This window comes from Streptomyces sp. NPDC057900 (genome assembly GCF_042887885.1).
Lineage (GTDB): Bacteria > Actinomycetota > Actinomycetes > Streptomycetales > Streptomycetaceae > Streptomyces.
The window spans coordinates 558969-583359 of the sequence record NZ_JBHVOI010000001.1 but is presented as its reverse complement, the minus strand read 5'-3'; the positions used below and the strand labels follow the sequence as shown (position 1 = coordinate 583359).

The window sequence follows — 24391 nt, the reverse complement described above, 5'->3', positions numbered from 1 at the left end:
CCCGGAGCCGGGGCTCCGTCATTTCGCCGTCCCGTAGGTCAGGAGGTCACGGAGAGGTCGTCGCCGTAGACCGTGCCCTGCCCGTACCAGCCGTGCAGATACACCGTCACCGCACCGCTCGCCCCGGTGGTGAAGGCCACCGACTGCTTGGCGTAACCACTGGACGAGCCCCAGGTGCTGGCCGTGGCCCCGCCCTTGACGCCGAGGTAGCCATAGCTGCCCTGCACCCAACCGCTCAGCGTGTACTTGGTGTTGGGGGAAAGCGTCAGCGTCTGCGTGCACTCGCCGGTCTGCGAGGCGGTGGCCGCCGCGGCGAGCGCGTGCGAGCCGCCGTGCACCGGGGAGGAGACGACCGCGCCACCGGACTCACAGGTCCAGGGGCCGAGCGACCCCGTCTCGAAGTCGCCGTTCACCAGCGAACCGGTACCGCCCCCGGGACCGGAGACCGTCAGCGTGAAGGTCGCCGCGTGGCTCAGCGTGCCCGCCGCACCGGTCACAGTGACCTTGTACGTGCCGGGCGCCGCAGAGGCCGAGGCGTTGACGGTCAGCTTCGACGTCCCGCCCGCGGTGACCGACGTCGGGCTGAGCGTGGCCGTCACACCGGCCGGCGCCCCGCTCGTCGTCAGCGCCACGGTCTTCGCGCTGCCGGAGGTGACCGCGGTGCTCACGGTCGCCGTGGCCGAACCGCCGGGCGCGACCGTCGCCGAACCGGGTGCCACGGCCACCGAGTAGTCGTCCGTCACCGGACCGGTGCCGCCGCCCGTGGTGAAGGGCGCGAACGTGTGGCTGAAGTACCAGGTGTCCTGCGCGATCCCGGAGCAGGTGTCGCTCCCGCCGGTGCCGGGGCAGCCGCCGTTGTCGCGCTGCAGCGCCCAGAACGACAGGGTGCTGACGCCCTTGGAGACGGCCCAGTTGTAGACCGAGGTGGCGTCGGCCGTGGTGAACGTCTCGGCGGGGCCGTAGTCGTCGATGCCCGGCATCTCGATGATCCCGGTCATGCCCCACAGCTGGGCCTCGGTCTTCGACGGGTAGAGCTTGGCCAGCTGGCCCTTCAGGCCGGTGATCGCCGTCTGGGTGTCCTGCGCCATATTGTGCGAGGCGCCGTCGTAGTAGTCGAACGTCATGAGGTTCACGACGTCGACCTGCGCGCCGTTGGCCACCGCGCTCTTGAGCACGGCGAGCCCGCTGGCGGCCAGACCGCTGGTCGTGGTGGGCAGGGTGTACGAGATCTGCACCGAGCGGCCGTTGGCGGCGGCCCAGTCCTGGACCTTCTTGATCGCCTGGTTGCGGCGGTCTATCCCGGCCTTGTTGGTGAGCGAGTTGTCCTCGATGTCCATGTCGAGGCGGGACACGTCGTAGGTCGTGATGACCTTCTCGTACGCGGCGGCGATGGAGTCGACGCTCGTGCAACTGTCGGCGATCTCGGTGCCGCCGTTGTCGGCCGCGAAGCCGCCGAACGACGGGATCACGTCGCCGCCGCGGGACCGGATGGTCGTGAAGTCGGCGCCGTACTCGGACTGGGCGATCGGCGTACTCGAATCCCCGTTCCAGTACGGGGTGCAGGAACCCTTGGCCTCTGTCTGGACGAAGGCCATGGTCAGGTACTTGGCACCGGACGCCTGCGAGAGGGCGGCCGGGCTGTCTCCGTTGTACGCCTCGAAGTACGGGGCGAAGACATGCGCGGGCAGGGGAGCGGCGGCGGTGGCGGCGGCCTGCGCACCGGCGCCTGATCCGAGGACCAGGCCGGCGGACGCGACGGCCGTGGCCAGCGCGCTCAGGACGGCGGCGACTGTTCTTGGACGTCTCATGGGGTAGCTCCCAGCGGAGTGAGACAACGGGCGGATCGCACGGCTCTGCCACGCCCGTGGAGGGCGTGGTCCGTTCCTGTGAATCCCGGCCGGGGGTCACGTACCGCACGGCGTGGAGCGGCCGTGAGGTATGCCCATAATTGGTCTGGACCAGCTAACTGTCAACGTTCTTTACTGTTTTATTTCCTTCGGCTGCCCGAACCGGCAACCGGCATGACAAATAGGCAAGTTGGGGAGGAAAGAATGGTCAGCCGAGGTGGAGCGCGGCCCGGAGGTACGGCGCCGTCCGGCTGCCCTCCACCCGCGCCACGGCCGAGGGCGGTCCCGTCGCCACGATCCGGCCGCCCCGGTCGCCGCCGCCCGGCCCGAGGTCGATCACCCAGTCGGCGCCCGCGACCACGGTCATGTCGTGCTCGACGACCACCACGGTGCTGCCCGCGTCGACCAGGCCGTGCAACTGCCGCATCAGCACCTCGACATCGGCCGGATGCAACCCCGTCGTCGGCTCGTCCAGCAGATACAGGGTGTGGCCCCGGCGGGCGCGCTGGAGCTCGGCCGCCAGCTTGATCCGCTGGGCCTCGCCACCGGAGAGCTCGGTCGCCGGCTGCCCGAGCCGCAGATAGCCGAGCCCCACATCCAGCAGGGTCCGCAGACTGCGTTCGGCACCTGGCGTACCGGCGAAGAATTCGGCCGCCGACTCCACCGTGAGATCCAGCACCTGGGCGATGTTCAGCCCGCGCAGGGTCACTTCGAGGGTCTGCGGGTTGTACCGCGCCCCGTGGCAGTCCGGGCAGGGCGCGTACGTGCTGGGCAGGAAGAGCAGCTCCACGGAGACGAACCCCTCACCCTGGCAGGTCTCGCACCGTCCGCCCGCCACGTTGAAGGAGAACCGTCCTGCCCGGTAACCGCGCTCGACCGCCGTGTCCGTCCCGGCGAACAGCTTGCGCACGACGTCGAACAGCCCGGTGTACGTCGCCAGGTTGGAACGCGGCGTACGGCCGATCGGCTTCTGGTCGACCTGGACGAGACGGTCCACCGCCGCCAGCCCCTCGGCCGACGCGCACCCGGGTACCGGCCGCTCGCGCGGCTGATCCGCCTCGGCCTGCGCCGGGGCCCGCCGGTCGGCCAGCACGTCCGCCAGGACCTGCCCCACCAGCGTCGATTTGCCGGAGCCGGAGACCCCCGTGACGGCGGTGAACACCCCGAGCGGGAAGGCGGCGTCCACGCCGCGCACGTTGTGCCGCTCCACCCCGTGCAGCCGCAGCCACCCGGTGGGCTCCCGCACCTCGCGCGCCGGGGCCGGCGCGTCGTCGAAGAGGAAGCGGCGCGTCGCCGACTCGCCGACATCGGCGAGACCGGCCGGCGGCCCGCTGTGCAGCACCCGGCCGCCGTGCTCACCGGCCAGCGGCCCCACGTCGACCAGCCAGTCCGCCCGCCGCACCACATCCATCTGGTGCTCCACGACGAACACTGTGTTCCCGGCCTCCTTCAGCCGGCCGAGCACCCCCAGCAGCGACTCGGTGTCCGCCGGGTGCAGACCGGCGGACGGCTCGTCCAGTACGTAGACGACGCCGAACAGCCCCGACCTCAACTGGGTCGCCAGCCGCAGCCGTTGCAGCTCACCGGAGGAGAGCGTCGGGGCCGTGCGGTCCAGGCTGAGATAGCCGAGCCCCAGCTCGGTGACCGTTTCGATCCGGGCCAGCAGATCAGCCGTCAGCACCCGGGCGGTGTCGCCTCCGCCGGCCGCCGTCAGTGCCTCGGCGAGCCCGGTGAGGGGGAGCCCCGCCAGCTCCGCGATCGTCCGGCCGGCGAAGGTGACCGCCATGGCCTCCGGTCGCAGCCGGCTGCCCGCGCAGACCGGACACGGCTCACTGGTCAGGAAGCGCTCGGCCTTCGTCCGCAGGGACCGGCTCTTGGTGTCCGCGAAGGTGTGCATCACATAGCGGCGCGCGCTCATGTAGGTACCCTGGTACGGGCGTTGGATCCGGCCCGCGTCACGCACCGGATGGACCGTCACCACCGGCTGCTCGTCGGTGAACAGGATCCACTCCCGGTCTGCCGGGTCGAGCTCGCGCCACGGCCGGCCGACGTCGTATCCCAGGGCGTCCAGCACATCGCGCAGGTTCTTGCCCTGCCAGGCCCCCGGCCAGGCGGCGATCGCGCCGTCCCTGATCGACAGCGAGGGGTCGGGGACCAGCAGCTCCTCCGTGGTGCGGTGCACCCGGCCCAGACCGTGGCAGCGCGGACAGGCCCCGGCGGCGGTGTTCGGCGAGAAGGAGTCGGAGTCCAGCCGCTCGGAACCCTCCGGATACGTCCCGGCCCGGGAGAAGAGCATCCGCAGCGAGTTGGACAGCGTGGTCACCGTCCCCACGGAGGACCGGGCGCCGGGCGCGGAGCGGCGCTGCTCCAGTGACACGGCCGGTGGCAGCCCGGTGATCTCGCCCACCGCCGGTGCGCCGACCTGGTGGATCAGCCGCCGGGCGTACGGGGCTACGGACTCGAAGTAGCGGCGCTGCGCCTCCGCGTAGATCGTCCCGAAGGCCAGCGAAGACTTTCCGGAGCCGGAGACGCCGGTGAAGACGGTGAGGGTGTCGCGCGGGATGTCGACCCGGACGTCCTGGAGGTTGTGCTCGCGGGCGCCGCGGACCCTGACGTACGGGTCGTGGGGGGTGGGCATGGGGGTGGGGACTCCGTACGGTTCGGGGCGGGCCGACCAGGATAAACAGTCCGATTCCAGGCCGCTGCGGGTTGCGGGCGGCGCCCGCGCCGCAGGGTGCGCGGGCACCGCCGCGCGCGCTCCGCGTCAGTCCTTGTCGTCGAGCCGGAAGCCGACCTTCAGGCCGACCTGATAGTGCTCGATCCGGCCGTCCTTGATCTGGCCGCGCACCTCTGTGATCTCGAACCAATCGAGATTGTGCAACGTTTCCGAAGCCCTCGCGACCCCGTTGCGGACTGCCGCGTCGACGCCCTCATGGGAGGTTCCTACGATCTCTGTGACGCGATACGTATGGTTTGACATCTTATGTCTCCTCTCGCCTCTACCAAGGTGCCCCACCTTGGCGGTGTTCGCGAGAGTTGGCGGTGCGTTCGCGCGGCCGGAACCGGCCTTGACCAAAGTATTGGTCCATACCAAAATCCAGCCACGCCCGTGCGAGCGCAGCCCGCAGTCCCCCACACCGGGTCCTGATCTTGTCGTGCCGTTTCGCAGAAGGTGACCCCGTGAAGAACCGCATGCTCGTAGGAGCTGTTGCCCTGATATCCGTAGCCGCACTCGGCGGCTGCGGTGTGATCCCCGGTTCGGGTGGCTCCGACAGCAAAAAAGTCACGATCTGGCTGATGAAGGACAGCGTGAGCCCCGACTTCCTGGCCAATTTCAAGAAGTCGTACGAAGCGGCGCACTCATCGGTCGAACTGGACTTCAGAATCCAGAGCTGGAGCGGTATCGGGCCGAAGGTCATCGACGCCCTGGGCGGCAAGGACACCCCGGACGTCATCGAGGTCGGCAACACCCAGGTCGCCCAGTACGCGGAGAGCGGCGGGCTGCGCGATCTGACCCTGGAGTCGATGCGGGACCTCGGCAGCGAGGACTGGCTGCCCGGCCTTGCCGAACCGGGCAGCATCGGCGGCGTCCAGTACGGAATCCCCTGGTACGCGGCCAACCGGGTGGTCATCTACAACAAGGACCTCTTCGAGGAGGCCGGCATCAAGACCCTGCCGAAGACGCGCGCGCAGTGGATCGCGGACAGCGAGAAACTGAACCGCGACGGCAATCAGGGCATGTACCTGCCGGGCCAGAACTGGTACGTGCTCGCCGGGTTCATCTGGGACGAGGGCGGCGAACTCGCGAGCGAGAAGAGCGGCGACTGGAAGGGCACTCTCAACTCCGCCGCGGCCCTGCGCGGCATGAAGTTCTACCAGCAGCTCCAGGCGCTCGGCAACGGCCCCAAGGACGCGGACGAGGAAAAGCCCCCGCAGGGCAATGTGTTCGCCAAGGGGGATGTCGCACAGATCATTTCCACCCCCAGCACGGCCACGCTTATCGAGAAGACGAATCCCGAACTCAAGGGAAAACTGGGATACTTCCCGATCCCCGGCAAGACCGCGAAGTCCCCCGGCTCGGTATTCACCGGCGGATCCGATCTGATCGTTCCGGAGAAGGCGCACCGGCGGAGCGCCGGCATCGACGTGATCAAGGAACTGGCCGGCGCCAAGTGGCAGGAGGAACTGGCCAAGACCATGAGCTACGTGCCCAACAAGACCACCCTGGCCCACGTCATCGAGGGCGAGGAGAGCACCGCCGCGATGGCGGAGGGCGCCGCGGAGGGCCACGCCACCCCCAACTCGCCCCAGTGGGCGGCGGTGGAGGCCGACAACCCGATCAAGCTCTACATGACGGCCGTCCTCCAGGGCGGTGACCCGGCGGCCGAGGCGAAGACCGCCTCGGAGAAGATCACGGGAGCGCTCGCGGGCAGCTGACCCGCGCGGTCGGCCGGTGAGCGGGGCCGGCGCGCACCACGGGATTCAGCCGTCGCACATCCCGCCTCTCCATGGCGGTCACGTCGAATCCAGCCGGTCACGGAAGAAGTAAGGAGCCGGACCGCCGCGCCTGCCGCGGCGGTCCGGCAGCCGCCCTTGCCGATCCGTCCCCGGAGACCGTCATGCACGCGCTGCCCACCGCCTCCACCGCCCCTGCCGCCGTCCCCCTCACCACCGCACCGCCGGTTGCCCCACGGCCCGCCGCCCCGCCGCGCTACCGGGTCTCCCTCGCCGTGGACCAGGAGGAGGTGCGCGCCGCCCAGCGCCTGCGCCACCAGGTCTTCGCCGCCGAGTTCGGCGCCCGGCTGGAGGGCCCGGAACCCGGCCTGGACAGCGACGCGTTCGACGCGTACTGCGACCACCTGCTGGTCCGGGAGACGGCCACGGGCGACATCGTCGCCACCTACCGCCTGCTGCCGCCCGAGCGGGCCCGGATCGCCGGACGCCTCTACGCGGAGGGGGAGTTCGACCTCGCCAGGCTCGCCCCGATCCGCGACGACCTGGTCGAGGTCGGCCGCTCCTGCGTCCACCCGGCCCACCGCGACGGCGCCGTCATCGCCCTGATCTGGGCCGGACTGGCCCGCTACATGGAACGCACCGGCCACAACTGGCTGGCCGGCTGCTGCTCGATATCCCTCGCCGACGGCGGCGGAGCCGCGGCCCGCGCCTGGGAGACCGTACGGGACAAGCACCTGGCCCCCGAGGACTACTGGGTCTCCCCGCACCGCCTCTGGCAGGCCCCCGCGCCGCTTCCCGGCGGCCCCGGCGGGCTCACCGCGCTGCCACCGCTGCTGCGCGGCTATCTGCGCCTCGGCGCCCGGATCTGCGGGGCGCCCGCCCACGACCCCGAGTTCAACGTCGCCGATCTCTACGTACTCCTGTCACTGCGCGGCACCGACCCGCGCTACCTCCGCCACTTCCTCTCGCTCGCCCCGCAGCAATGAGCCACTGGCTGCCCGCCTCCCCGTGCACCCCGCCCGGCTGCGCCGTCCACACGGGCCCGGCCCGCCGTCCGGTACCGGCGGCGGCCCTGCTGCTGGCCGGATGCGCGCTGACCCTCGCCGGGGTGCTGTGCGCCCCGCTCGCGCTGCCGCTGACCGGCGGGGCGCGGCGGGAGCGGCTGATCCGGTGCTGGGCACACGCGGTGCTGCGGGCGTTCGGGGTACGGGTGCGGATCACCGGGCCGCCCGTCGCGCGGTGCCGCGCGGAGGGCGAGCACGCCTGCGCTCCGGGGGTGCTGGTGGTCGCCAACCATGTCTCCTGGCTGGACATTCCGCTGGTCGCGGCCGTGTGCCCCGGCCGGATGCTGGCCAAGAGCGGCATCCGGCACTGGCCGGTGCTCGGCCCGCTGGCGGCGGCCGGGGGCACCCTGTTCGTCGAGCGCGAGCGGCTGCGCACGCTGCCCGCCACCGTGCGGAGCCTCGCCTCGGCGCTGCGCGGCGGCGCCCGCGTCGTGGTCTTCCCCGAGGGCAGTACCTGGTGCGGCAGCGGACCCGGCGGCCGGTTCAGGCCCGCCGCGTTCCAGGCCGCGATCGACGCCGGGGCCGCCGTACAGCCGCTGCGCATCCGCTATCTGACCGGTTCGCCGGATCACCGGGCACCGGCGGGCGCCGCGGCCTTCGTGGGTGACGATCCGCTGACCGCCTCGCTGTGGCGGGTGGTGAGGGCGGCCGGGCTGACCGCCGAGATCCGCGTACTGACGCCGATCCCGGCGGGCGCGGTGCCCGGCCGCCGTGAACTGGCCCGGCTGGCTCAGTCCACCGTGGCCAGCGACAGCGCGAACCTGCCCGCGGCGTCCGTCCACCACTGAGACAGCCGCAGCCCGGCGCGGTCCAGCTCGTCCCGTACCCCCTCCTCGCGGAACTTCGCGGAGATCTCCGTCCGCAGTTCCTCACCGGCCGCGAACGGCACCACCAGATTCAGTTCCGGGATCTTCACCGTGAGTTCCCGGCGGGCCCGCAGCCGCATCTCGATCCACTCACGCTCCGGATTCCACCGGGCCACGTGCTCGAAGTCGGCGGGCTCGAAATCGGCCCCCAGCTCCCGGTCGACGACCGACAGGACGTTCCGGTTGAACGCCGCCGTGACCCCCGTGGCATCGTCGTACGCCGCTACGAGCACCTCCTCGTCCTTCACCAGATCCGTGCCGAGCAGCAGGCTGTCGCCGGGGGAGAGCAGCGAGCGTACGGACGAGAGGAACGCGGCACGCTCCTCCGGCAGCAGATTGCCGATGGTGCCGCCCAGGAAGACGATCAGCCGAGGTCCCGGGGTCTCCGGCAGGGTCAGCGCTCCCGTGAAGTCGGCGATGAGCGCGTGCACGGACAGGCCGGGCCGCTCCTCAAGCAGTGCCTCGGCCGCCCCGCGCAGGGCACTCTCGCTCACGTCGACCGGTACGTAGGTGTGCAGGTCCGGCAGCGCGTCGAGCAGGTGCCGGGTCTTCTCGGAGGAACCGGAGCCCAGTTCCACCAGGGTCCGGGCGCCGGACGCGGCGGCGATCGCACCGGCCCGGTCGATCAGGATCTCCCGCTCTGCCCGGGTGGGGTAGTACTCGGGCAGCCGGGTGATCTCCTCGAACAGCTCGCTGCCGCGGGCGTCGTAGAACCACTTGGGCGGCAGCGTCTTCGGTGACCGGGTCAGACCGTGCAGCACATCGGCGCGCAGCGCCGCGTCCGTCGCGTCCACCGGCAGGGTGCGGGTCAGCAGAAAGGGACTCACTCGGCGGGCTCCTTGAGCGGGGTCAGCAGAACATCGGTGCGGGTCGCGGTCAGCAGGGTGCGGTCCGGGACCTCGCGCCAGCGCGGATCGTCGTCGTAGGGCTCCGAGGCCACGACCGCGTGCCGGCCGGGCTCGGACCAGTGCCACAGGGTGTCGCCCCAGGCCGTCGCCACGATGGTGGATCCATCGGTGAGCAGCAGGTTGAGCCGGGAGCCGGGAGCCGCCTCCGCGACCTCCAGCACGGTGTCCGCGACGGCCTGCGGGAGCGCGTCGCCCGCCGCGAGCCGGTGTCGCACCAGGGCCCAGACCAGCGCCGAATCGCAGCGGGCGGTGAGCCGCAGCAGTTCGGCCGGGGGCAGCGTCGCGGCGAGCGGTGCCATGGAGCCGGGCCAGCCCTTCACCGCGCCGTTGTGGCTGAACAGCACCTCGCCCGCGGCGAACGGCGCTGCCGCGGCCTCACCGTCCGGATCGAACTCCGTGGCATCGCGGACCGCGGCCAGCACGGCATGGCTGCGCACCACCCTGGCCAGATCGGCGAAGGTCCGGTCGCCCCAGACGGGGCCGGGCCTGCGGTAGCGTCCGGGGACCGGGTCCCCGTCCGCGTACCAGCCGACGCCGAAGCCGTCCGCGTTGACCGTCCCGTGCCGCTGCCTGCGCGGCTCCCAGGACTGGCGCACCAGCGAGTGAGTGGGCCGGGTCAGTACCTCTCCCAGGGCTATCGGAGGCCCAACGTACGCGATGTGACGGCACATCAGGCGTCCCTCGCGGTGCGGAACCCGGAGAAGATCTGCCGCCGGACCGGCAGGTCCCAGTTGCGGAACGTGCCCCGGCACGCCACCGCGTCCACCGCGAACGAACCGCCGCGCAGCACCTTGTGCCCTGGACCGAAGAACACCTCCGAGTACTCGCGGTACGGGAACGGCGCGAAGCCCGGGTAGGGCAGGAAGTCGCTCGACGTCCACTCCCACACGTCCCCGATCAGCTGCCCCGCCCCGGACGGCGACCGGCCCGCCGGGTACGCCCCGGCGGGGGCGGGCCGCAGATGGCGCTGGCCCAGGTTGGCGTGGTCCGGTGTGGGGTCCTCGTCGCCCCACGGGTAGCGCCGGGACCGGTCGGCGGCCGGGTCATGGCGGGCCGCCTTCTCCCATTCGGCCTCGGTGGGCAGCCTGCGCCCGGCCCAGCGGGCGTACGCGTCGGCCTCGTACCAGCTGACGTGCAGCACGGGCTCGTCCGCCGGTACCGGCTCGGTCACGCCGAAGCGCCGGCGCAGCCACTGACCGGCGTCCCGGTGCCAGAACAGCGGCGCCGCCAGCTCGTGTTCACGGATCATCGCCCACCCCTCGGGCGCCCACCAGCGCCGCTCGGTGTAGCCGCCGTCCTCGATGAACGCCCGGTACGCGCCGCAGGTCACCGGGGCGGTGTCCAGGAAGAAGGCGGGTACGTCGTGCCGGTGGGCGGGGCGTTCGTTGTCCAGGGCCCATGGTTCGGTCGAGGTACCCATGGTGAACGGGCCGCCAGGGATGAGCACTTCGGCCGGAAGCGTGGCCGCGTCGGTGGCCCGGGGCGGCTCGGGGGCGGTGAGCGCGGCGGGACCGGAGCGCAGCTGATGGGTGATCAGCATGGTTTCGTCGTGCTGCTGTTCATGCTGCGCGATCATCCCGAAGGCGAACGCGGACCGCAGCAGGGGGCGCCCGCCGAGCGACGTCGTGCCGAGCACGTCCAGGGCCCGGCCGCGCACCTCCGCGGCGTACGACCTGGCCTCTGCGGGGGCCAGCAGCGGCAGGGAGGGGCGGGCGGCCCGGGGGTGCTCGAAGGCGTCGTACAGGCCGTCGATCTCCGGGCGCATCGCCTCCCGTCCGCCCACTCCGCGCAGCAGCCACAGCTCTTCCTGGTTGCCGATGTGCGCGAGATCCCAGACCAGGGGTGACATCAACGGCGAGTGCTGGGCGGTCAGTTCGTGGTCGTCCACGCTGTCGGTGAGCAGGGTGGTGCGCTCCCGTGCGGTGAGGAGCGCGGCGACAGCCCGCTCGCGGAGCACTTCGGCGTCCAGCGCGTCAGGCCCGTCCTGTGTGTCAGGTGCGGGGGAGTCGGTCATGAGAGGGTCCCCTTCGGGTCGTACCGGCCGTCCGTCCGGTCAGCTGAGAGCGTGGCCCGGAGATCGTCGGCGGGACATCGGCCCCGGGCGACGTACCGGTCGTGGAAGTCCGCCACGGTGTCCTGCACCGCCCGCGTCGCACCCATCCTGGGCAGCGCCGCCAGGGCCAGCTCGAAGCAGGCGTTGGCCGCCGTCCGCAGTTCGGGATCGGCCAGGCCGTCCCGGGCGGCGGCGAGCCAGAGCGGATTGCGCGGAGGGGCCAGCGGCCCCGCCGTCTCGGCCAGCGGTTTGACGGTGCGGTACACGGTCTCGGCGGCCTCCGGGTCGTCGAACAGGGCAGTGGTGACCGCGAGCGGCACGAGCCATCCGTCGGTACCGGACTGCGCGTCGATCATGCGCAGCTCAAGGTGCCCGCGCGGACGGACCGGCGGGAACAACGTGGTGATGTGGTAATCGAGGTCGGAGCGGACCGGGCGCCGGGGTGCCCCGGACCGGATCCACTCCCGGAGGCTGAGCCCCTCCGGCACGTGCCACGGGCCGGCCTCGCCGCGGATGCACAGGACCGGCGTGTCCAGGACGTGCGAGGCCCAGGCGTCCCGGGCCGGCAGCGAGCCGTCCGGGGCGAGCGTGCGCAGCGGGTCGAGATCGGCCCACAGGGACTGGCGTGCGGAGCGCCACGGCGTCGGCCTGCCCTGCCGGAACGGCGAGTTGGCGAACGCCGCCACCAGTACCGCGCCGAGCAGATGGGCGAGCTGCCAGCGCCGCCCGTAACCGAGCGGACCGGGTTCCTCCTCTCCGGCGTCCAGGCAGACCTGGACGGAGGCGGTCGTGCACATCATGGCGCGGCCCGCCGGGCCCCACCGGTCCAGCGCCTTCTCCATGGCTTCGTAACGGGGTTCGCGCAGCAGCCTGCGCGGCGTCTGCCAGGGATCGACGCCCAGCCCGACGGCGGTGAGATCGAGCCGGTCGAGCGCGGCGCGTACGGCGACGAGGTCGTCGGCGGTGTCGTTGACACACGCCATCAGGGAATCCGCGGGGCGCGAGCTGAGCTCCAGCTGTCCGCCGGGTTCGAAGGTCACCGCAGCGTTCAGGGACAGCGCCCGGACGGCCGCTGCGGCCGCTTCGAGGCGGTGGTGCGGGACGGGGCTGTGCGGGCGGTCGCGATCGTGCAGGAGCCATTCGAGCTCGACTCCCACGATCCGCGGCGGCCCCGTCTTGAAGCAGATGCCGCGCAGTAAATCCTCTGCCTCGCCCTCGCCGAGGGGCGGGGCGTAGCCGGGCGGACCGTGGCCGCCGGACGTTTCGGGTGACATGCCGGGCCTCCTTTTGCCGGTGCGTCCGTCCTACCCAAACCCCTGCCGGGAGTTCGCACAAGGGTGCCCTCGTGCGCCGGAAATTCGGTTGCGTCCAAACTGCGGGAGCGTCGATCATGCCCCGTATGCACCATAAGGGGGAGGACCGGTGAGCGCCCGGCTGCGCGGCATCGCGCGAGAGACCGAGTCCATCGTCGAGGCGGGGGTCTACCGCACGCCGCAGGGGCGGGAAGTGAGTATCGAACGGGCGCTGACAGCCGCCCTCTCGGGTACCAGGCTGTACGGCCCGGAGCCGGTGTTGGTGGCGTCGCTGGACCGCGACCGCACACCGGTCATCGAGGTCACCGGCGAGAGCAGCCTGGCGGCCGCCGCCCGGATGACCGGGGAACGGCCCGGCAAGGTCGCCGTCCTGAACTACGCCTCCGCCCGCAACCCCGGTGGCGGATACCTCAACGGGGCCCAGGCGCAGGAGGAAGCCCTGTGCCGGGGCTCCGCGCTCTACGTCACGCTGCGCAGGGCACCGGAGTTCTACGCGCACCACCGCGCAGAGCGCAGCCCCTTCTACACCGACCGGGTCATCCACTCACCGGGCGTGCCGGTCTTCCGCGACGACCGGGGCCGGCTCCTCGACACCCCGTACGTGGCGGGATTCCTCACCTCGCCCGCGCCCAACGCCGGGGTGATCCGCCGTACGGACCCCGGCTCCGCACACCTCGTCGGGGCCGCGCTCGCCGCACGGGCCGAGCGGGTGCTGGAGGTCGCGAGCGTGCGTGGATACCGCAGGCTGGTGCTGGGGGCCTGGGGCTGTGGTGTGTTCCAGAACGATCCGGCGGAGGTGGCGGGCGTGTTCCGCGCGCTGCTCGCCGACGACGGCCGGTTCGCGGGCCACTTCGAGCAGATCGTCTTCGGCATCCTCGACCATGGCGGGAAATCACCCACCAGGGCCGCGTTCGATCATGTGTTCGGGAATATGGGGCAACCCTCACCCTGACGTTGAGCCATAGGCTTCGATGTCATCCGGCACGGTCCGCCTCGGCCGTTCGGGTCCGCGGCCCGGCACGCTCGCACGGGGACACCGTGGAAGTGACGGGCCGCCGCACCGTCACCTCCAGCCGTAGAGCTCCCGGAGCCGCCCGGCCACCAGGTCGAACCTGTCCCGGTCCAGGGCGCACGCCTCGCGCCGCATCCCGTCCTCGTGAACCCGCAGCACCCGGTCCAGATCGACCCAGGACGGCCGCCCCGAGCTGTCCCAGGGACCGGCGCCCAGGGCCACCCACTCGCGGTCCTGGTCGTGCTGCTTGCTGGAGAGCTGGACGGCGAGCAGGGTGCCCGCCTCCTCACGTGCCACGACGAGAACCGGGCGGTCCTTGCCGCGCCCGTCGTTCTCCTCGAACGGCACCCAGGTCCAGACGATTTCGCCGGGGTCGGGATCGCCGTCCCGGTCGGGGGCGTACGTGGCGCGGACCGGGCCCACCCCGTGCGGGTCGGCCTCCGCGGTGGCGCCGGGACCGGTGCGCCCGGGAGAGGCGGCCGAGCCGTCATTGATGTCGCTGCGGTGCTGGATGGTCATCGCAACACCGTAGAACCCGCACGGCCCCTCGCGTGGAGCGGGTCCGCGAAACCGGTACGGGGGCCGGAGCGTTCCCGTACCGAACGGGTCTGTAAGACTGCCCGACGCCATGATTCAGTTACCCGAGCAGCCCGCCGAAGGCCCCGTCCCGACCAGCGCCGACGTGGCGCGGCTCGCCGGCGTCTCCCGGGCCACCGTGTCCTACGTACTGAACAACAACGCGGCCGTACGGATCAGCGATCCGACCCGCCGCCGGGTGCGCGACGCGGCCGCCGAACTCGGCTACGTACCGCACGCGGCAGCCCGGAGCCTGCGCGCCGGACACTCCCGCATGGTGCTGCTGCCCACCGGGAGTTTCCCCTCCGGCCCGCTGCACCACCGCTTCCTGCGCGAGCTGGAGTCCGGACTGCGCCGCCTCGACTACACCGTGGTCCAGTACGGCTCCCTCGGGCTGGACGCCGACGACGCGGCCCGCGCCTGGGCGGAGCTGCGGCCCGTCGCCGTCATCGTGCCGGGCTCCGTCCCTCTCACCCCACAGGGCACAGCCGTGCTCCGTCGCTCCGGTGCCAAGGCGGTGATCACGCTCGGGCCGCAGCCCGTGGCGGGCGCCCACGCGCTGATCATGGACCAGCGCAGGGTCGGCAGCTGCGCCGTCCGCCATCTGCTGGAACGCGGCAGGCGCCGGATCGGCGTGGTGATGCCGGAGGAACCGGGCCTCGCGCCGTTCGCCGGACCCAGACTCGCGGGCGCCCGGCAGGCCGCCGCGGGCAAGGCCCGGATAGAGCCGCTGCCGCTGCGCAACGACGAGGAATCGGCCGCCGGGCTCGCCGCCCGCTGGCGCACACTCGGCCTGGACGCCGTCTTCGCCCACGACGACCTCCACGCGATGCTCCTGATGCGGGCGCTGCAGGACGCGGACGTCGAGATCCCCGGCGAGACCGCGGTGGTCGGCGCGGACGATCTGATGCTGGCGAGGCTGCTGCGGCCCAGGCTCAGCAGCGTACGGATGGAACTGGACATCGAGCAGCCGCTCGCCGACCTGGTCGACCGGCTGGTACGGCACCCCGGGAAGGAGCCCGAACGCCACGACCTGCTGCGGGCACGGGCCGTCCACCGCGATTCGAGCTGAACGCACCCGCCAGCGCGGCAACGTGCGCGGCGGACCTCCCTTGCCTAGCGTCATGACCATGAGCCATCCGCAGAGTTACGAGATCCTGCTGATCCCCCAGTTCACCGACGGCAAGGGGGCGGACGCCTCCGGCACCGGGCGGACCATCCGCTCCGCGGTCGTGGAGGCGACCGGCGCGACGGGCGAGTCCGGCTACCCGCGATACGCCGGGGAGGGCATGGTGGCCGACATCGACCCGGCGACCCACACCGTCGAGGCGATTCTCGTCGACGGCTCGGAGATCGACTACGGACTCACGGTCCGGATCTCGGACCGGCCCGTCCGGGAGAACCAGGTCCAGGACCAGCCGGTTCCGGAGAACCCCGTCCCGGAGGCGTCCGTCCCCGAGAACAACACGGACGGCTGAGTCCGCCGCCCGGCGACGCACCGCCCCCGCAGACGCGTCGGGGCCCGGCCGTGGACGGCCGGGCCCCGACAGGCTTCGCGTGCTTCCGCGAGACGCCTACTTCTGCTCCTTCTGGTCCTTCTGCTCGTCCGCGATGGACTTGCGGACCTCGTCCATGTCCAGCTTCCGGGCCTGCCCGATGACGTCCTCCAGCGCGGCCTCGGGCAGTGCGCCCGGCTGCGAGAAGACCGCCACGTTGTCACGGACGATCATGAGCGTCGGAATCGACCGGATCTCGAAGGCCGCCGCCAGCTCCTGCTGCGCCTCCGTGTCGACCTTGGCGAAGACCAGATCGGCGTGGCGCTCGGACGCCGAGTCGTAGACCGGGGCGAACTGCCGACACGGGCCGCACCAGGAAGCCCAGAAGTCGATCAGGACGAACTCGTTCTCGCTGACGACCTGATCGAAGTTTTCCTTGGTGAGCTCTACGGTGCTCATGCTCTGCTACCTCTTCCTGTGCCCGTGCGGACGTGTCCCCGGACAACGGTGCCTGTGCTTCCACTATTCCGCCTGCCCATGTGGCCGCCGCGCACACCCACCACCAAAATGGCCCTCATGACACATGCTGTGGAGCCTGCCGAGTACGACGTCGTGGTCATCGGGGCCGGTCCGGTGGGTGAGAACGTGGCGGACCGGGCCAGGGCCGCCGGTCTGAGCGCCGCGATCGTGGAGTCCGAGCTCATCGGCGGTGAGTGTTCGTACTGGGCCTGTATGCCGAGCAAGGCCCTGCTGCGCCCGGTCGTCGCCCGTGCGGAGGCCCGCCGCGTCCCCGGGCTCAGCGGATCCGTACAGGGCCCGCTCGACACCGCCGCCGTTCTCGCCCACCGCGACGACTACGCCTCCCACTGGAAGGACGACGGCCAGGTGGCCTGGCTGGAGGGCATCGGCGCGGACATCTACCGGGGCACCGGCCGGCTGACCGGCACGAAGGCGGTCTCCGTCACGGCGCCCGACGGCACGGAGCGGCGGCTCACCGCCCGGCACGCCGTCGCCGTCTGCACGGGCAGCCGGGCCGTGGTCCCCGATCTGCCCGGGGTCGCGGAGGCCCGGCCCTGGACGAGCCGCGAGGCGACGAGCGCCAAGGAGGTGCCGGGACGGCTCGTGGTCGTGGGCGGGGGCGTGGTCGGGGTGGAGATGGCCACGGTGTGGGGCGCCCTAGGCGCGGAGGTCACCGTGCTCGTCCGCGGCGCGGGGCTGCTGCCCCGGATGGAGCCGTTCGCCGGTGAGCTGGTCGCGGAGGCGCTGACCGAGGCCGGGGCCGATGTCCGGTTCGGCGTCTCGGCCACCGCCGTACGGCGTCCGGCCCCGGACGGACCGGTCACCGTCGAGCTGGACAACGGTGAGAGCGTCGAGGCCGACGAGATCCTCTTCGCGACCGGCCGCGCCCCGCGCACCGAAGACCTGGGACTGGAGACGGTGCACCTGAAGCCCGGCTCCTGGCTGACGGTGGACGACAGCTGCCGGGTCGAGGGCACCGGCTGGCTCTACGCCGTGGGTGACGTCAACCACCGCGCGCTCCTGACCCACCAGGGCAAGTACCAGGCCCGGATCGCCGGAGCGGCGATCGCCGCCCGCGCCCAGGGCGTCCCGCTGCTGGAGACCGACCGCTGGGGCGCCCACGCGGCGACCGCCGACCACGCCGCCGTTCCCCAGGTCGTCTTCACCGACCCGGAGGCCGCCTCGGTCGGCCTCACCCTGGCCGAGGCGGAGCAGGCGGGCCACCGGGTCAGGGCCGTCGACCACGACCTCGGCGCGGTCGCGGGCGCCGGGCTGTACGCGGACGGCTACCGGGGCCGCGCCCGCATGATCGTCGACCTCGACCGGGAGATCCTGCTCGGCGTCACCTTCGTGGGTCCGGGCACCGGCGAGCTGCTGCACTCGGCGACGATCGCGGTCGCGGCGGAGGTCCCGATCGAGCGGCTCTGGCACGCGGTCCCCGCCTACCCGACGATCAGCGAGATCTGGCTGCGGCTCCTGGAGACGTATCGGGGGTAGCGGCGGGGGTCGGGGCGGACGGTGAAGGGCGTGCGGGTGCGGCGGGCGGAGCGAGTCATCTCTGCTGTGGTCTAGGGCGTGTCGTCGAACTGCCGCCCTCCGGGCGACGACGGCAGTCCGACGACACGCCCTAGGCCAAGGGGGTGCCGTCCCTCTATCCTCGTGCGTGCCGGCGGCACGCCACTCCCCACCCCTGGTTGCGCGCCGGCGAGCGCGATGCCCGGCCGACTCTCCGTCGAGCGGCCGGGTAACCTCCCCCCACTCACCGCCTCCAGGAGGCCACGGTGAAAGTACGCACCAGAATCACGGCGATCGTCGGCGCTGCCTGTCTCGCCGCGTCGCTGGCCCTCGCCACGGCGTCGGCCGCCCCGCAGCGGTCGGCGTCGGTCGTCCTCAACGAAGTCGCGCGCGCCACGAGCCCGTCCGCCGGCACCGCCGGGCCGGACGGCACGGTCTGGATCGCCGAACGCGCGGGAACCGTAAGGGTTCTGAACGACCAGGGGCTCGGCGAGCCGGTCCTGGACATCTCCGACGAGACCACCATCGACGGCGAACGCGGCCTGCTGGGCATCGCGTTCGATCCGGACTTCGCACACTTCTACATCTCGTTCACCGACCTCGAAGGCACCAGCACCGTGGACGAGTTCGCCATGGCGGGCGGCACGATCCGGCCGGACACCCGGCGCACCGTTCTGACACAGACCCAGCCGTACTCGAACCACAACGGCGGCGACATCATGTTCGGCCCCGACGGCTATCTCTACATCGGCCTCGGTGACGGTGGTTCGGGCGGTGACCCGGACGGCAACGGCCAGAACCTCGGCACGCTGCTCGGCAAACTTCTGCGGATCGATCCGGGCGGCGGTGACCCGTACGCCATCCCGGCGGACAACCCGTTCGTGGGAGACCCCACGGCGAGGGGCGAGATCTGGGCGTACGGACTGCGCAACCCGTGGCGGTTCTCGTTCGACGCGGGCACGGGCGACCTGCTGATCGGTGACGTCGGCCAGAGCGACTGGGAGGAGATCGACTGGGCTCCCGCGTCCAGCAAGGGCGGCGAGAACTACGGCTGGTCCTCGATGGAGGGCAATCACCCCTTCCGCGGCGGTACCGAGCCCGCGAATCACGTGCCGCCGGTCCACGAGTACGACCGCAGCGGCCTCGGCTGCTCGGTCACCGGTGGCTACGTCTACCGGGGCGATGCCATCGCCGATCTCAAGGGGCAGTACGTGTTCAGCGACTACTGCGACGGCACGATCCGCACCCTGCGGATCGAGAACGGCGAGGTCACCGGCGAGGGTGACCTGGGAGTCCAGGGCGGCGAGGTCATTTCGTTCGTGGAGGGCGGCGACGGCGAACTGTATGTTCTCGCCATCGGCGGCGGCATCTCGCGCATCGACCCGGCGTGAGCCGATGACGTCCCCCGCACACTGACAGCCGGAAGGCCCGCAGGGCCGGGACCGCGAACCGCGGTCCCGGCCCTGCGCGACCGTTTCGCTCAGGCCGGGGGCTGGCTGTCGCTGGTGGTGACGCGGACGTGGTCGACGACGAGTTGCTGGGGGAAGGTGGTGTTGCCGTCGGGGTCGCCGGGCCAGTAGCCGCCGACGGCGAGGTTGAGGATGAGGAAGAAGGGCTTGTTGAAGGCCCAGGTGTTGCCGTTGGTGTCGGCGGGGGTGCGGTGCTGGTAGACGTTGCCGTCGACGGACCAGGTGATGGAGTCGGGGGCCCAGTCGATGGCGAAGGTGTGGAAGTCGTCGGCGAACGCCTGGCCATCGGGGAGGGTGTATCCGGCGCCGATGCCGGCGGAGCCGGAGTAGCCGGGTCCGTGCAGGGTGCCGTGGACGGTGCCTGGTTCGAAGCCGACGTTCTCCATGATGTCGATCTCGCCGGAGTTGGGCCAGCCGACCTGTCCGATGTCGTCGCCGAGCATCCAGAAGGCGGGCCACATGCCCTGGCCGCGCGGGATCTTCATCCGGGCCTCGACATGACCGTAGGCCTGGGTGAACTTGCCCGAGGTGTTCAGCCGCGCCGACGTGTACTCGCAGGTGCCGTACCAGCACTGGTAGTTGCTCGGGTTCTCCTTGCGCGCGGTGATGACCAGATGGCCCTGGCCGTCCAGCGCCGCGTTGCTGTTCCCGGCGGTGTAGTACTGCCGCTCGTGGTTGTCGACGTTGTCCCCGGTCTCGATCTGCCACTTGCCGCCGTCGACAGCGGAACCGGCGGCCCCGTCGAAGTCGTCGGTGAACGTCGCGGCAGCCGCGGACGCCTGGCTGGTGACGGAGCCCTGTGCCGCCGGAAGGGGCACGGGAGCGGCGGAGGCGAGGCCGGAGGTGGCCGAGACGAGGGCGAGTACCGAGAGTGCGGAGACCAGGAGGCGCCTGGTCAGGTGGGGGGAGCTCATGTGGATTTCCTTTCCGTACGGGACGGAGGAAATGTGACTAGCCATGCATATGACAAGTGGGGGCATGGCGGCCACGTGGGGGAGTTGAGGCCTTAGTTCACTACGTGATTTAAGAAGTGAACCAAGAGCGTGTCAAGGCTCCTCACAGACCACAGTTGTTGCACGCACCGAACCCGCCGTCCCGGCGGTACGCGTGTCAGTTCCCGGGGTCCGGCTGGAGCGGCCGGCCGCAGCGCAGGTTCCACCGCCCCGACCTGCCGCTGAGCTCCGTGACGGTCAGCGGTGCCACGTCCAGCCGCCAGAAGGCCTGCGGCGGAAGGTCCAGCGCGTGGACGGTGGCGGCCCGGACCACGGCGGGCTCGACCACCACCAGCACCCGCCCGCCACCGCTCCCGTGCGAGGAGTCGAGCCACGTGCCCACCCGGGCGCAGAGCTCCAGCAGGGACTCGCCCCCGTGCGGAGCGGCGGACGGATCGGTCAGCCAGGCCGCCACCCCGTCCGGCTCGTCCGCGCTCACCTCGCTGAGCGGCGCACCGGACCAGCGGCCCATCTCCCAGTCGCACAGGGCGGGTTCGGGATCGGACCGGAGTCCGAGGGCGTCCGCGGTGGCGGCACAGCGCAGGGACGGACCCCGCAGGCACCGGTCCGCGACGGGCACGACGCCGGCGGCGGACCGGGCCTGCCGGAGCCCGGAGGCGTCCAGCGGCGCGTCGCCCGCGAACCGGGCCTCACGCAGCGCGGCGTTCATCGCCGGTGAGATCAACATCACCCGTACCGTCATTACCGCCCTCAACTCCCTGAACAGTGGCCACTTGGCCAAGCACACCATGGCATCCGGGCTCCTCGGCACCCTCGACGCACCATGGCGGGCCCCGCTTCGAGGCGGTATGGTCGCGACGACATGACGACGGTGTGACGGAAGCCCGGTGAGAATCCGGCACGGTCGCGCCACTGTGAACCCGTACCTGTGCGGGAAGTCAGACCCAGCACCTTCGTCTCAGGCACCACGATCGGGACGCGTGTTCCCACAGGAGGTTCTGCCATGGCACAGACTGCTGCCCCCACCACCGGCGCACCCGCCATCACCCCCATCTCCCTCAAGGCCATTGCCCCTTGGGCGGTCTTCTTCGGCATCGTCATGCTGATCCTGCTGTACTTCGTCGGCGCCGAGCAGGGCGCCACCTCCGTCATCTCGGGCGCGGGCGTGCACGAGTGGGTCCACGACGGCCGTCATCTCCTCGGTTTCCCCTGCCACTGACCTACCGGGCTGATCCAGGGGAATCCCTCATGAACTCCATATCTGTCAGAGCTCTGCTGGTCCGCGGCATGCTGGCCGGCCTGATCGCGGGCGCGCTCGCGCTGATCGTCGCCTACTGCCTCGGTGAGTCCCGGGTGGACGCGGCCATCGCTCTCGAAGAGGCGCACAGCCACGACCACGGCGGCGGCGAGGAACTCGTCAGCCGCACCATGCAGTCCACCGCGGGCCTCGCCACCGGCGTGCTCGTCTTCGGCGTGGCCATCGGCGGCATCGCCGCACTCGTCTTCTGCTACGCCCTCGGCCGGATGGGCCGGTTCGGCCCGCGGGCCACGGCGGCGTTGATCGCGGGCGCCGCCCTGCTGACCGTGTACGTCGTGCCGTTCCTGAAGTACCCGGCCAACCCGCCGGCCGTCGGCAACCCCGACACCATCGGCAAACGCACCACGCTGTTCTTCCTGATGGTCGCCCTCAGCGTGCTGCTGGCCGTCGCCGCCGTCATCCTCGGGAGGCGACTGGCTCCCCGCCTGGGCGCCTGGAACGCGACGATCGCGGCAGCGGCCGGCTATGTGCTGGTGATCGGTCTCGCGTACGCGTTCCTGCCCTCGTTCAACGAGGTGGGAAGGGACTTCCCGGCCACCCTGCTGTGGCAGTTCAGGCTGGCCACGCTCGCGGTTCAGTTCACGCTATGGACCACTTTCGGGCTGGTCTTCGGCTACCTCACGGAGCGGCTGCTGGTGCCGAGGGAGCAGGCCGTGACGGCCGGAAGCGGAACGTCGGAACGAACCGCCACCGCCGCGGGCTGACCGCACGCAGGCACTGTCGGACCGCGACACATCGGAACCCGCGAGGTGAATTCTCGCGGGTTCCGCCGTGTTCCGGTCCGGGCCCGGACCGGCTCACTCCTGGCCGGGCCGCTCGTCCCAGTCCACCCGGTAGTGCTTCAGCGCGGAGTCCTGACGCACGAAACGCATGCCCGCGGCTGTCATGACGCGCTGGGACGCGATGTTGTCGAGGTCGGTGTCCCCGTGCACGCAGGTGACGCCCTGGTCCCGGGCGAACCGCAGCAGCGCCCGCAGCGCCTCGGAGGCGTACCCCATGCCCCGGACCGACGGCACCAGCCCGTAACCGATCGTGACGTGCCCGGCCTCGTCGGGCGCTCCGTGGAACCCCATCCCGCCGATCACCGGCCCGTCCTCCCCGAGCCGTATCTCGTACGAGCCGAACGGGCTCGGATCCCCGGGGCCGGCAAAGGTGCCGAGCAGCCGCGTGGCCGCCGCCCGCTCACCCGGGGAGGGGTACCCGGCCGCCCAGCTGACGCCCTCCGGTGGGCAGCCGGCCACCACGTGCTCGGCGTCGGATGCGCTCATGGCGCGGAGCAGGAGGCGTGGAGTACCGAGCACAGTCATGACCCAGTGGACTATCACGCGGTCCGCGCGGTCCGCACCCGGATATCCCCTCGTCCGCGCCGGTCGGCCGGCGCGGACGAGGGCGGTGACCGGCCGCCGGCTACTCGCCCCCGGCCGGTGTGAAGTCCCCGGACAGCGCGGCCGCCACCCGGAGGTGCGTCGCGGCCTCCGCCGGGCGCCCCTGGCGCTCCAGCGTGCGCCCGAGCATCAGCCGGGCGTAGTGCTCGACGGGATCGAGCTCCAGCACCGCCCGCAGTTCTGTCTCGGCCCGGCCCAGCCGCGCCGAGTGGTAGTAGGCCCTGGCCAGCAGCAGGCGCGGCGCGACCTGCTCCGGCACCTCCTCGACCAGCCCGCCCAGAATCCGGGCCGCCACCAGGTACTCCTTCGACTCGAAGAAGAACTGCGCGCGGTCCCACCGCTCGGCGGCGGTTCCGAACTCGTAGTAGGTGTCGGTCATTCGTCCTCCTCGGTCGAGGCTCGCCGCCGGGCCGGTCCCGTACGCGTCAATCGCCACAACACTCCGAGATGGTTTAACATTCCACTAAATATTCGGCGTGGGTGCCGTCGGACCGGGCCGTACGGGAATAGGTTGAGCGCCATGAGCAATCTCGATCGTCAGGCCGTCCCCTCCGTCTGCGGAGGACGCGGCTTCGTCGTGGCCGAACCGGTACGTGAACTCCTCACCCCGCGCCGTGTGAAGCTCGGGGAGTCCACCGAGGTCCGCAGACTGCTGCCCAATCTCGGCCGCCGCATGGTCGGGGCCTGGGCCTTCGTGGACCACTACGGCCCCGACGACATCGCCGACGAGCCCGGGATGCAGGTACCGCCCCACCCCCACATGGGCCTGCAGACGGTCAGCTGGCTGCACGAGGGCGAGGTCCTGCACCGCGACAGCCTCGGCAGCCTGGCGACGATCCGCCCGCGCGAACTCGGCCTGATGACCTCCGGCCGGGCGATCAGCCACTCCGAGGAGAGCCCCAGGTCGCACGCCGCGCTGCTGCACGGCGCGCAGCTCTGGGTCGCGCTCCCCAACGCCCACCGCGATACGGAGCCGCACTTCCAGCACCACACGGACCTGCCGACGGTCACCGCCCCGGGCCTCACCGCCACGGTGATCCTCGGCGACCTCGACGGCGCGACCTCGCCCGGCACCACGTACACCCCGATCGTCGGCGCCGACCTCGCCCTGAACCGGGGCGCCGAGGCGCGTCTCCCGCTCGACCCCGACTTCGAGTACGCGGTGCTGTCGATGTCCGGCGAGGCCGAGGTCGACGGCGTACCCGTCCTGCCGGGCTCGATGCTCTACCTCGGCTGCGGCCGCGACGAACTTCCGCTGCGCGCGGAGTCCGACGCCGGTCTGATGCTCTTGGGCGGTGAGCCCTTCGAGGAGGAGATCGTCATGTGGTGGAACTTCGTGGGCAGGACCCAGGACGACATCGAGAAGGCCCGTGAGGGCTGGATGAACGGTGACCGGTTCGGCGCTGTACGCGGCTACGACGGCGCCCCGCTCCCCGCCCCCGCCCTGCCGCCGGTGCCCTTGAAGGCGCGCGGTCGGGTGCGTTGACCCGCTCCTGCTCATCGGTGGAGGCCCTTGCCCTTGTCGCCTGCGGTTGCGTGCGGGCGGGGGAGGACCCCCGGGCGTTGTTCCGGATGTTCGTGGATGGCTGAGTGGTCATGTGTGACCTTGTCGGGCCAGGTGTGCCAGGACTGGTACTGACCT

24 protein-coding genes are annotated in these 24391 nt (G+C 71.6%); 11 read left to right on the top strand and 13 right to left on the bottom strand.

Annotated elements, in window-relative coordinates; genetic code table 11:
* Positions 1–38: 38 nt before the first annotated feature.
* From ACFVQ0_RS02330 to ACFVQ0_RS02320, 3 genes are all read right to left on the bottom strand, one after another.
* A complete protein-coding gene (locus ACFVQ0_RS02330) occupies positions 39–1808 on the bottom strand; it encodes a glycosyl hydrolase family 18 protein (RefSeq protein ID WP_390083726.1) in 1770 nt (589 codons plus the stop codon).
* A gap of 247 nt (positions 1809–2055) precedes the next feature.
* A complete protein-coding gene (locus ACFVQ0_RS02325; protein ID WP_390083724.1) occupies positions 2056–4485 on the bottom strand; it encodes an ABC transporter in 2430 nt (809 codons plus the stop codon).
* A 126-nt stretch (positions 4486–4611) separates the two neighbouring features.
* Positions 4612–4827 (bottom strand): dodecin, encoded by a 216-nt coding sequence (locus ACFVQ0_RS02320; RefSeq protein WP_073734639.1) that lies wholly within the window; start codon positions 4825–4827, stop codon positions 4612–4614.
* A gap of 200 nt (positions 4828–5027) precedes the next feature.
* On the opposite strand from ACFVQ0_RS02320, the gene ACFVQ0_RS02315 reads away from it, so the two are divergent.
* The 3 genes from ACFVQ0_RS02315 to ACFVQ0_RS02305 all read left to right on the top strand — a co-directional run bounded on the left by ACFVQ0_RS02315 (position 5028) and on the right by ACFVQ0_RS02305 (position 8154).
* On the top strand, positions 5028–6284 hold the full coding sequence (locus tag ACFVQ0_RS02315) for an extracellular solute-binding protein (RefSeq protein ID WP_390083722.1): 1257 nt from the start codon (positions 5028–5030) through the stop codon (positions 6282–6284).
* Between the two features lie 182 nt (positions 6285–6466).
* Positions 6467–7288, top strand: coding sequence for a GNAT family N-acetyltransferase (locus ACFVQ0_RS02310; protein WP_390083720.1), 822 nt, complete (start codon positions 6467–6469; stop codon positions 7286–7288).
* Entirely contained in the window at positions 7285–8154 is an 870-nt protein-coding gene (locus tag ACFVQ0_RS02305) for a lysophospholipid acyltransferase family protein (protein ID WP_390083718.1), read from the top strand. The genes ACFVQ0_RS02310 and ACFVQ0_RS02305 overlap by 4 nt, the downstream gene beginning before the upstream one ends.
* On the opposite strand, the gene egtD is transcribed toward ACFVQ0_RS02305, so the two are convergent.
* From egtD to egtA, 4 genes are read right to left on the bottom strand one after another with little or no spacing between them, the layout of a single operon-like run.
* Complete coding sequence (egtD, locus tag ACFVQ0_RS02300; protein WP_390083716.1) at positions 8097–9059, bottom strand: L-histidine N(alpha)-methyltransferase; 963 nt, start codon at positions 9057–9059, stop codon at positions 8097–8099. The genes ACFVQ0_RS02305 and egtD overlap by 58 nt on opposite strands.
* Complete coding sequence (gene egtC, locus ACFVQ0_RS02295; RefSeq protein ID WP_390083714.1) at positions 9056–9811, bottom strand: ergothioneine biosynthesis protein EgtC; 756 nt, start codon at positions 9809–9811, stop codon at positions 9056–9058. Before egtC ends, egtD begins: the two co-directional genes overlap by 4 nt.
* Entirely contained in the window at positions 9811–11154 is a 1344-nt protein-coding gene (gene egtB / locus ACFVQ0_RS02290) for an ergothioneine biosynthesis protein EgtB (RefSeq protein WP_390083712.1), read from the bottom strand. The genes egtC and egtB overlap by 1 nt, the downstream gene beginning before the upstream one ends.
* Positions 11151–12467, bottom strand: a complete 1317-nt coding sequence (gene egtA / locus ACFVQ0_RS02285; RefSeq protein WP_390083710.1) for an ergothioneine biosynthesis glutamate--cysteine ligase EgtA — start codon at positions 12465–12467, stop codon at positions 11151–11153. The genes egtB and egtA overlap by 4 nt, the downstream gene beginning before the upstream one ends.
* A 148-nt stretch (positions 12468–12615) precedes the next feature.
* Between egtA and ACFVQ0_RS02280 the strand changes: the two genes are divergently transcribed.
* Complete coding sequence (locus tag ACFVQ0_RS02280; RefSeq protein ID WP_390083708.1) at positions 12616–13458, top strand: TIGR02452 family protein; 843 nt, start codon at positions 12616–12618, stop codon at positions 13456–13458.
* Positions 13459–13569: 111 nt separating this feature from the next.
* Here the strand turns inward: ACFVQ0_RS02280 and ACFVQ0_RS02275 are convergent, their stop codons facing one another.
* Positions 13570–14037, bottom strand: coding sequence for a type II toxin-antitoxin system PemK/MazF family toxin (locus ACFVQ0_RS02275; RefSeq protein ID WP_390083706.1), 468 nt, complete (start codon positions 14035–14037; stop codon positions 13570–13572).
* Between the two features lie 109 nt (positions 14038–14146).
* Between ACFVQ0_RS02275 and ACFVQ0_RS02270 the strand changes: the two genes are divergently transcribed.
* Together ACFVQ0_RS02270 and ACFVQ0_RS02265 are read left to right on the top strand one after the other, a co-directional pair.
* A complete protein-coding gene (locus ACFVQ0_RS02270) occupies positions 14147–15166 on the top strand; it encodes a LacI family DNA-binding transcriptional regulator (protein WP_390083704.1) in 1020 nt (339 codons plus the stop codon).
* A gap of 58 nt (positions 15167–15224) precedes the next feature.
* Positions 15225–15572, top strand: a complete 348-nt coding sequence (locus ACFVQ0_RS02265) for a hypothetical protein (protein WP_390083702.1) — start codon at positions 15225–15227, stop codon at positions 15570–15572.
* A 96-nt stretch (positions 15573–15668) separates the two neighbouring features.
* Here ACFVQ0_RS02265 and trxA read toward each other — a convergent pair whose 3' ends face one another.
* Positions 15669–16049, bottom strand: coding sequence for a thioredoxin (gene trxA, locus ACFVQ0_RS02260; protein WP_390083700.1), 381 nt, complete (start codon positions 16047–16049; stop codon positions 15669–15671).
* Positions 16050–16166: 117 nt separating this feature from the next.
* Between trxA and ACFVQ0_RS02255 the strand changes: the two genes are divergently transcribed.
* A complete protein-coding gene (locus ACFVQ0_RS02255) occupies positions 16167–17606 on the top strand; it encodes a dihydrolipoyl dehydrogenase family protein (RefSeq protein WP_390083698.1) in 1440 nt (479 codons plus the stop codon).
* 284 nt (positions 17607–17890) lie between these two features.
* On the top strand, positions 17891–19015 hold the full coding sequence (locus ACFVQ0_RS02250; protein WP_390083696.1) for a PQQ-dependent sugar dehydrogenase: 1125 nt from the start codon (positions 17891–17893) through the stop codon (positions 19013–19015).
* Between the two features lie 89 nt (positions 19016–19104).
* Here the strand turns inward: ACFVQ0_RS02250 and ACFVQ0_RS02245 are convergent, their stop codons facing one another.
* Both ACFVQ0_RS02245 and ACFVQ0_RS02240 read right to left on the bottom strand, forming a co-directional pair.
* Positions 19105–20007: a family 16 glycosylhydrolase gene (locus tag ACFVQ0_RS02245; protein ID WP_390083694.1), complete on the bottom strand. Its 903-nt coding sequence runs from the start codon at positions 20005–20007 to the stop codon at positions 19105–19107.
* A 196-nt stretch (positions 20008–20203) separates the two neighbouring features.
* The gene (locus ACFVQ0_RS02240; protein ID WP_390083692.1) at positions 20204–20788 is read right to left on the bottom strand and encodes a histidine phosphatase family protein; all 585 of its coding nucleotides are present in this window, start codon (positions 20786–20788) and stop codon (positions 20204–20206) included.
* A gap of 261 nt (positions 20789–21049) precedes the next feature.
* On the opposite strand from ACFVQ0_RS02240, the gene ACFVQ0_RS02235 reads away from it, so the two are divergent.
* Together ACFVQ0_RS02235 and ACFVQ0_RS02230 are read left to right on the top strand one after the other, a co-directional pair.
* Positions 21050–21265: a CbtB-domain containing protein gene (locus tag ACFVQ0_RS02235; protein ID WP_024492504.1), complete on the top strand. Its 216-nt coding sequence runs from the start codon at positions 21050–21052 to the stop codon at positions 21263–21265.
* 29 nt (positions 21266–21294) lie between these two features.
* Positions 21295–22068, top strand: a complete 774-nt coding sequence (locus ACFVQ0_RS02230; protein ID WP_390083690.1) for a CbtA family protein — start codon at positions 21295–21297, stop codon at positions 22066–22068.
* Between the two features lie 93 nt (positions 22069–22161).
* Here the strand turns inward: ACFVQ0_RS02230 and ACFVQ0_RS02225 are convergent, their stop codons facing one another.
* Both ACFVQ0_RS02225 and ACFVQ0_RS02220 read right to left on the bottom strand, forming a co-directional pair.
* Positions 22162–22671 carry a GNAT family N-acetyltransferase gene (locus ACFVQ0_RS02225; RefSeq protein WP_390083689.1) on the bottom strand — a complete coding sequence of 170 codons (510 nt, stop codon included), beginning with the start codon at positions 22669–22671 and terminating at the stop codon, positions 22162–22164.
* A gap of 100 nt (positions 22672–22771) precedes the next feature.
* Positions 22772–23128, bottom strand: coding sequence for a tetratricopeptide repeat protein (locus ACFVQ0_RS02220; protein ID WP_390083687.1), 357 nt, complete (start codon positions 23126–23128; stop codon positions 22772–22774).
* Between the two features lie 141 nt (positions 23129–23269).
* Between ACFVQ0_RS02220 and ACFVQ0_RS02215 the strand changes: the two genes are divergently transcribed.
* Positions 23270–24235, top strand: a complete 966-nt coding sequence (locus ACFVQ0_RS02215; RefSeq protein ID WP_390083685.1) for a pirin family protein — start codon at positions 23270–23272, stop codon at positions 24233–24235.
* Positions 24236–24391: the final 156 nt, after the last annotated feature.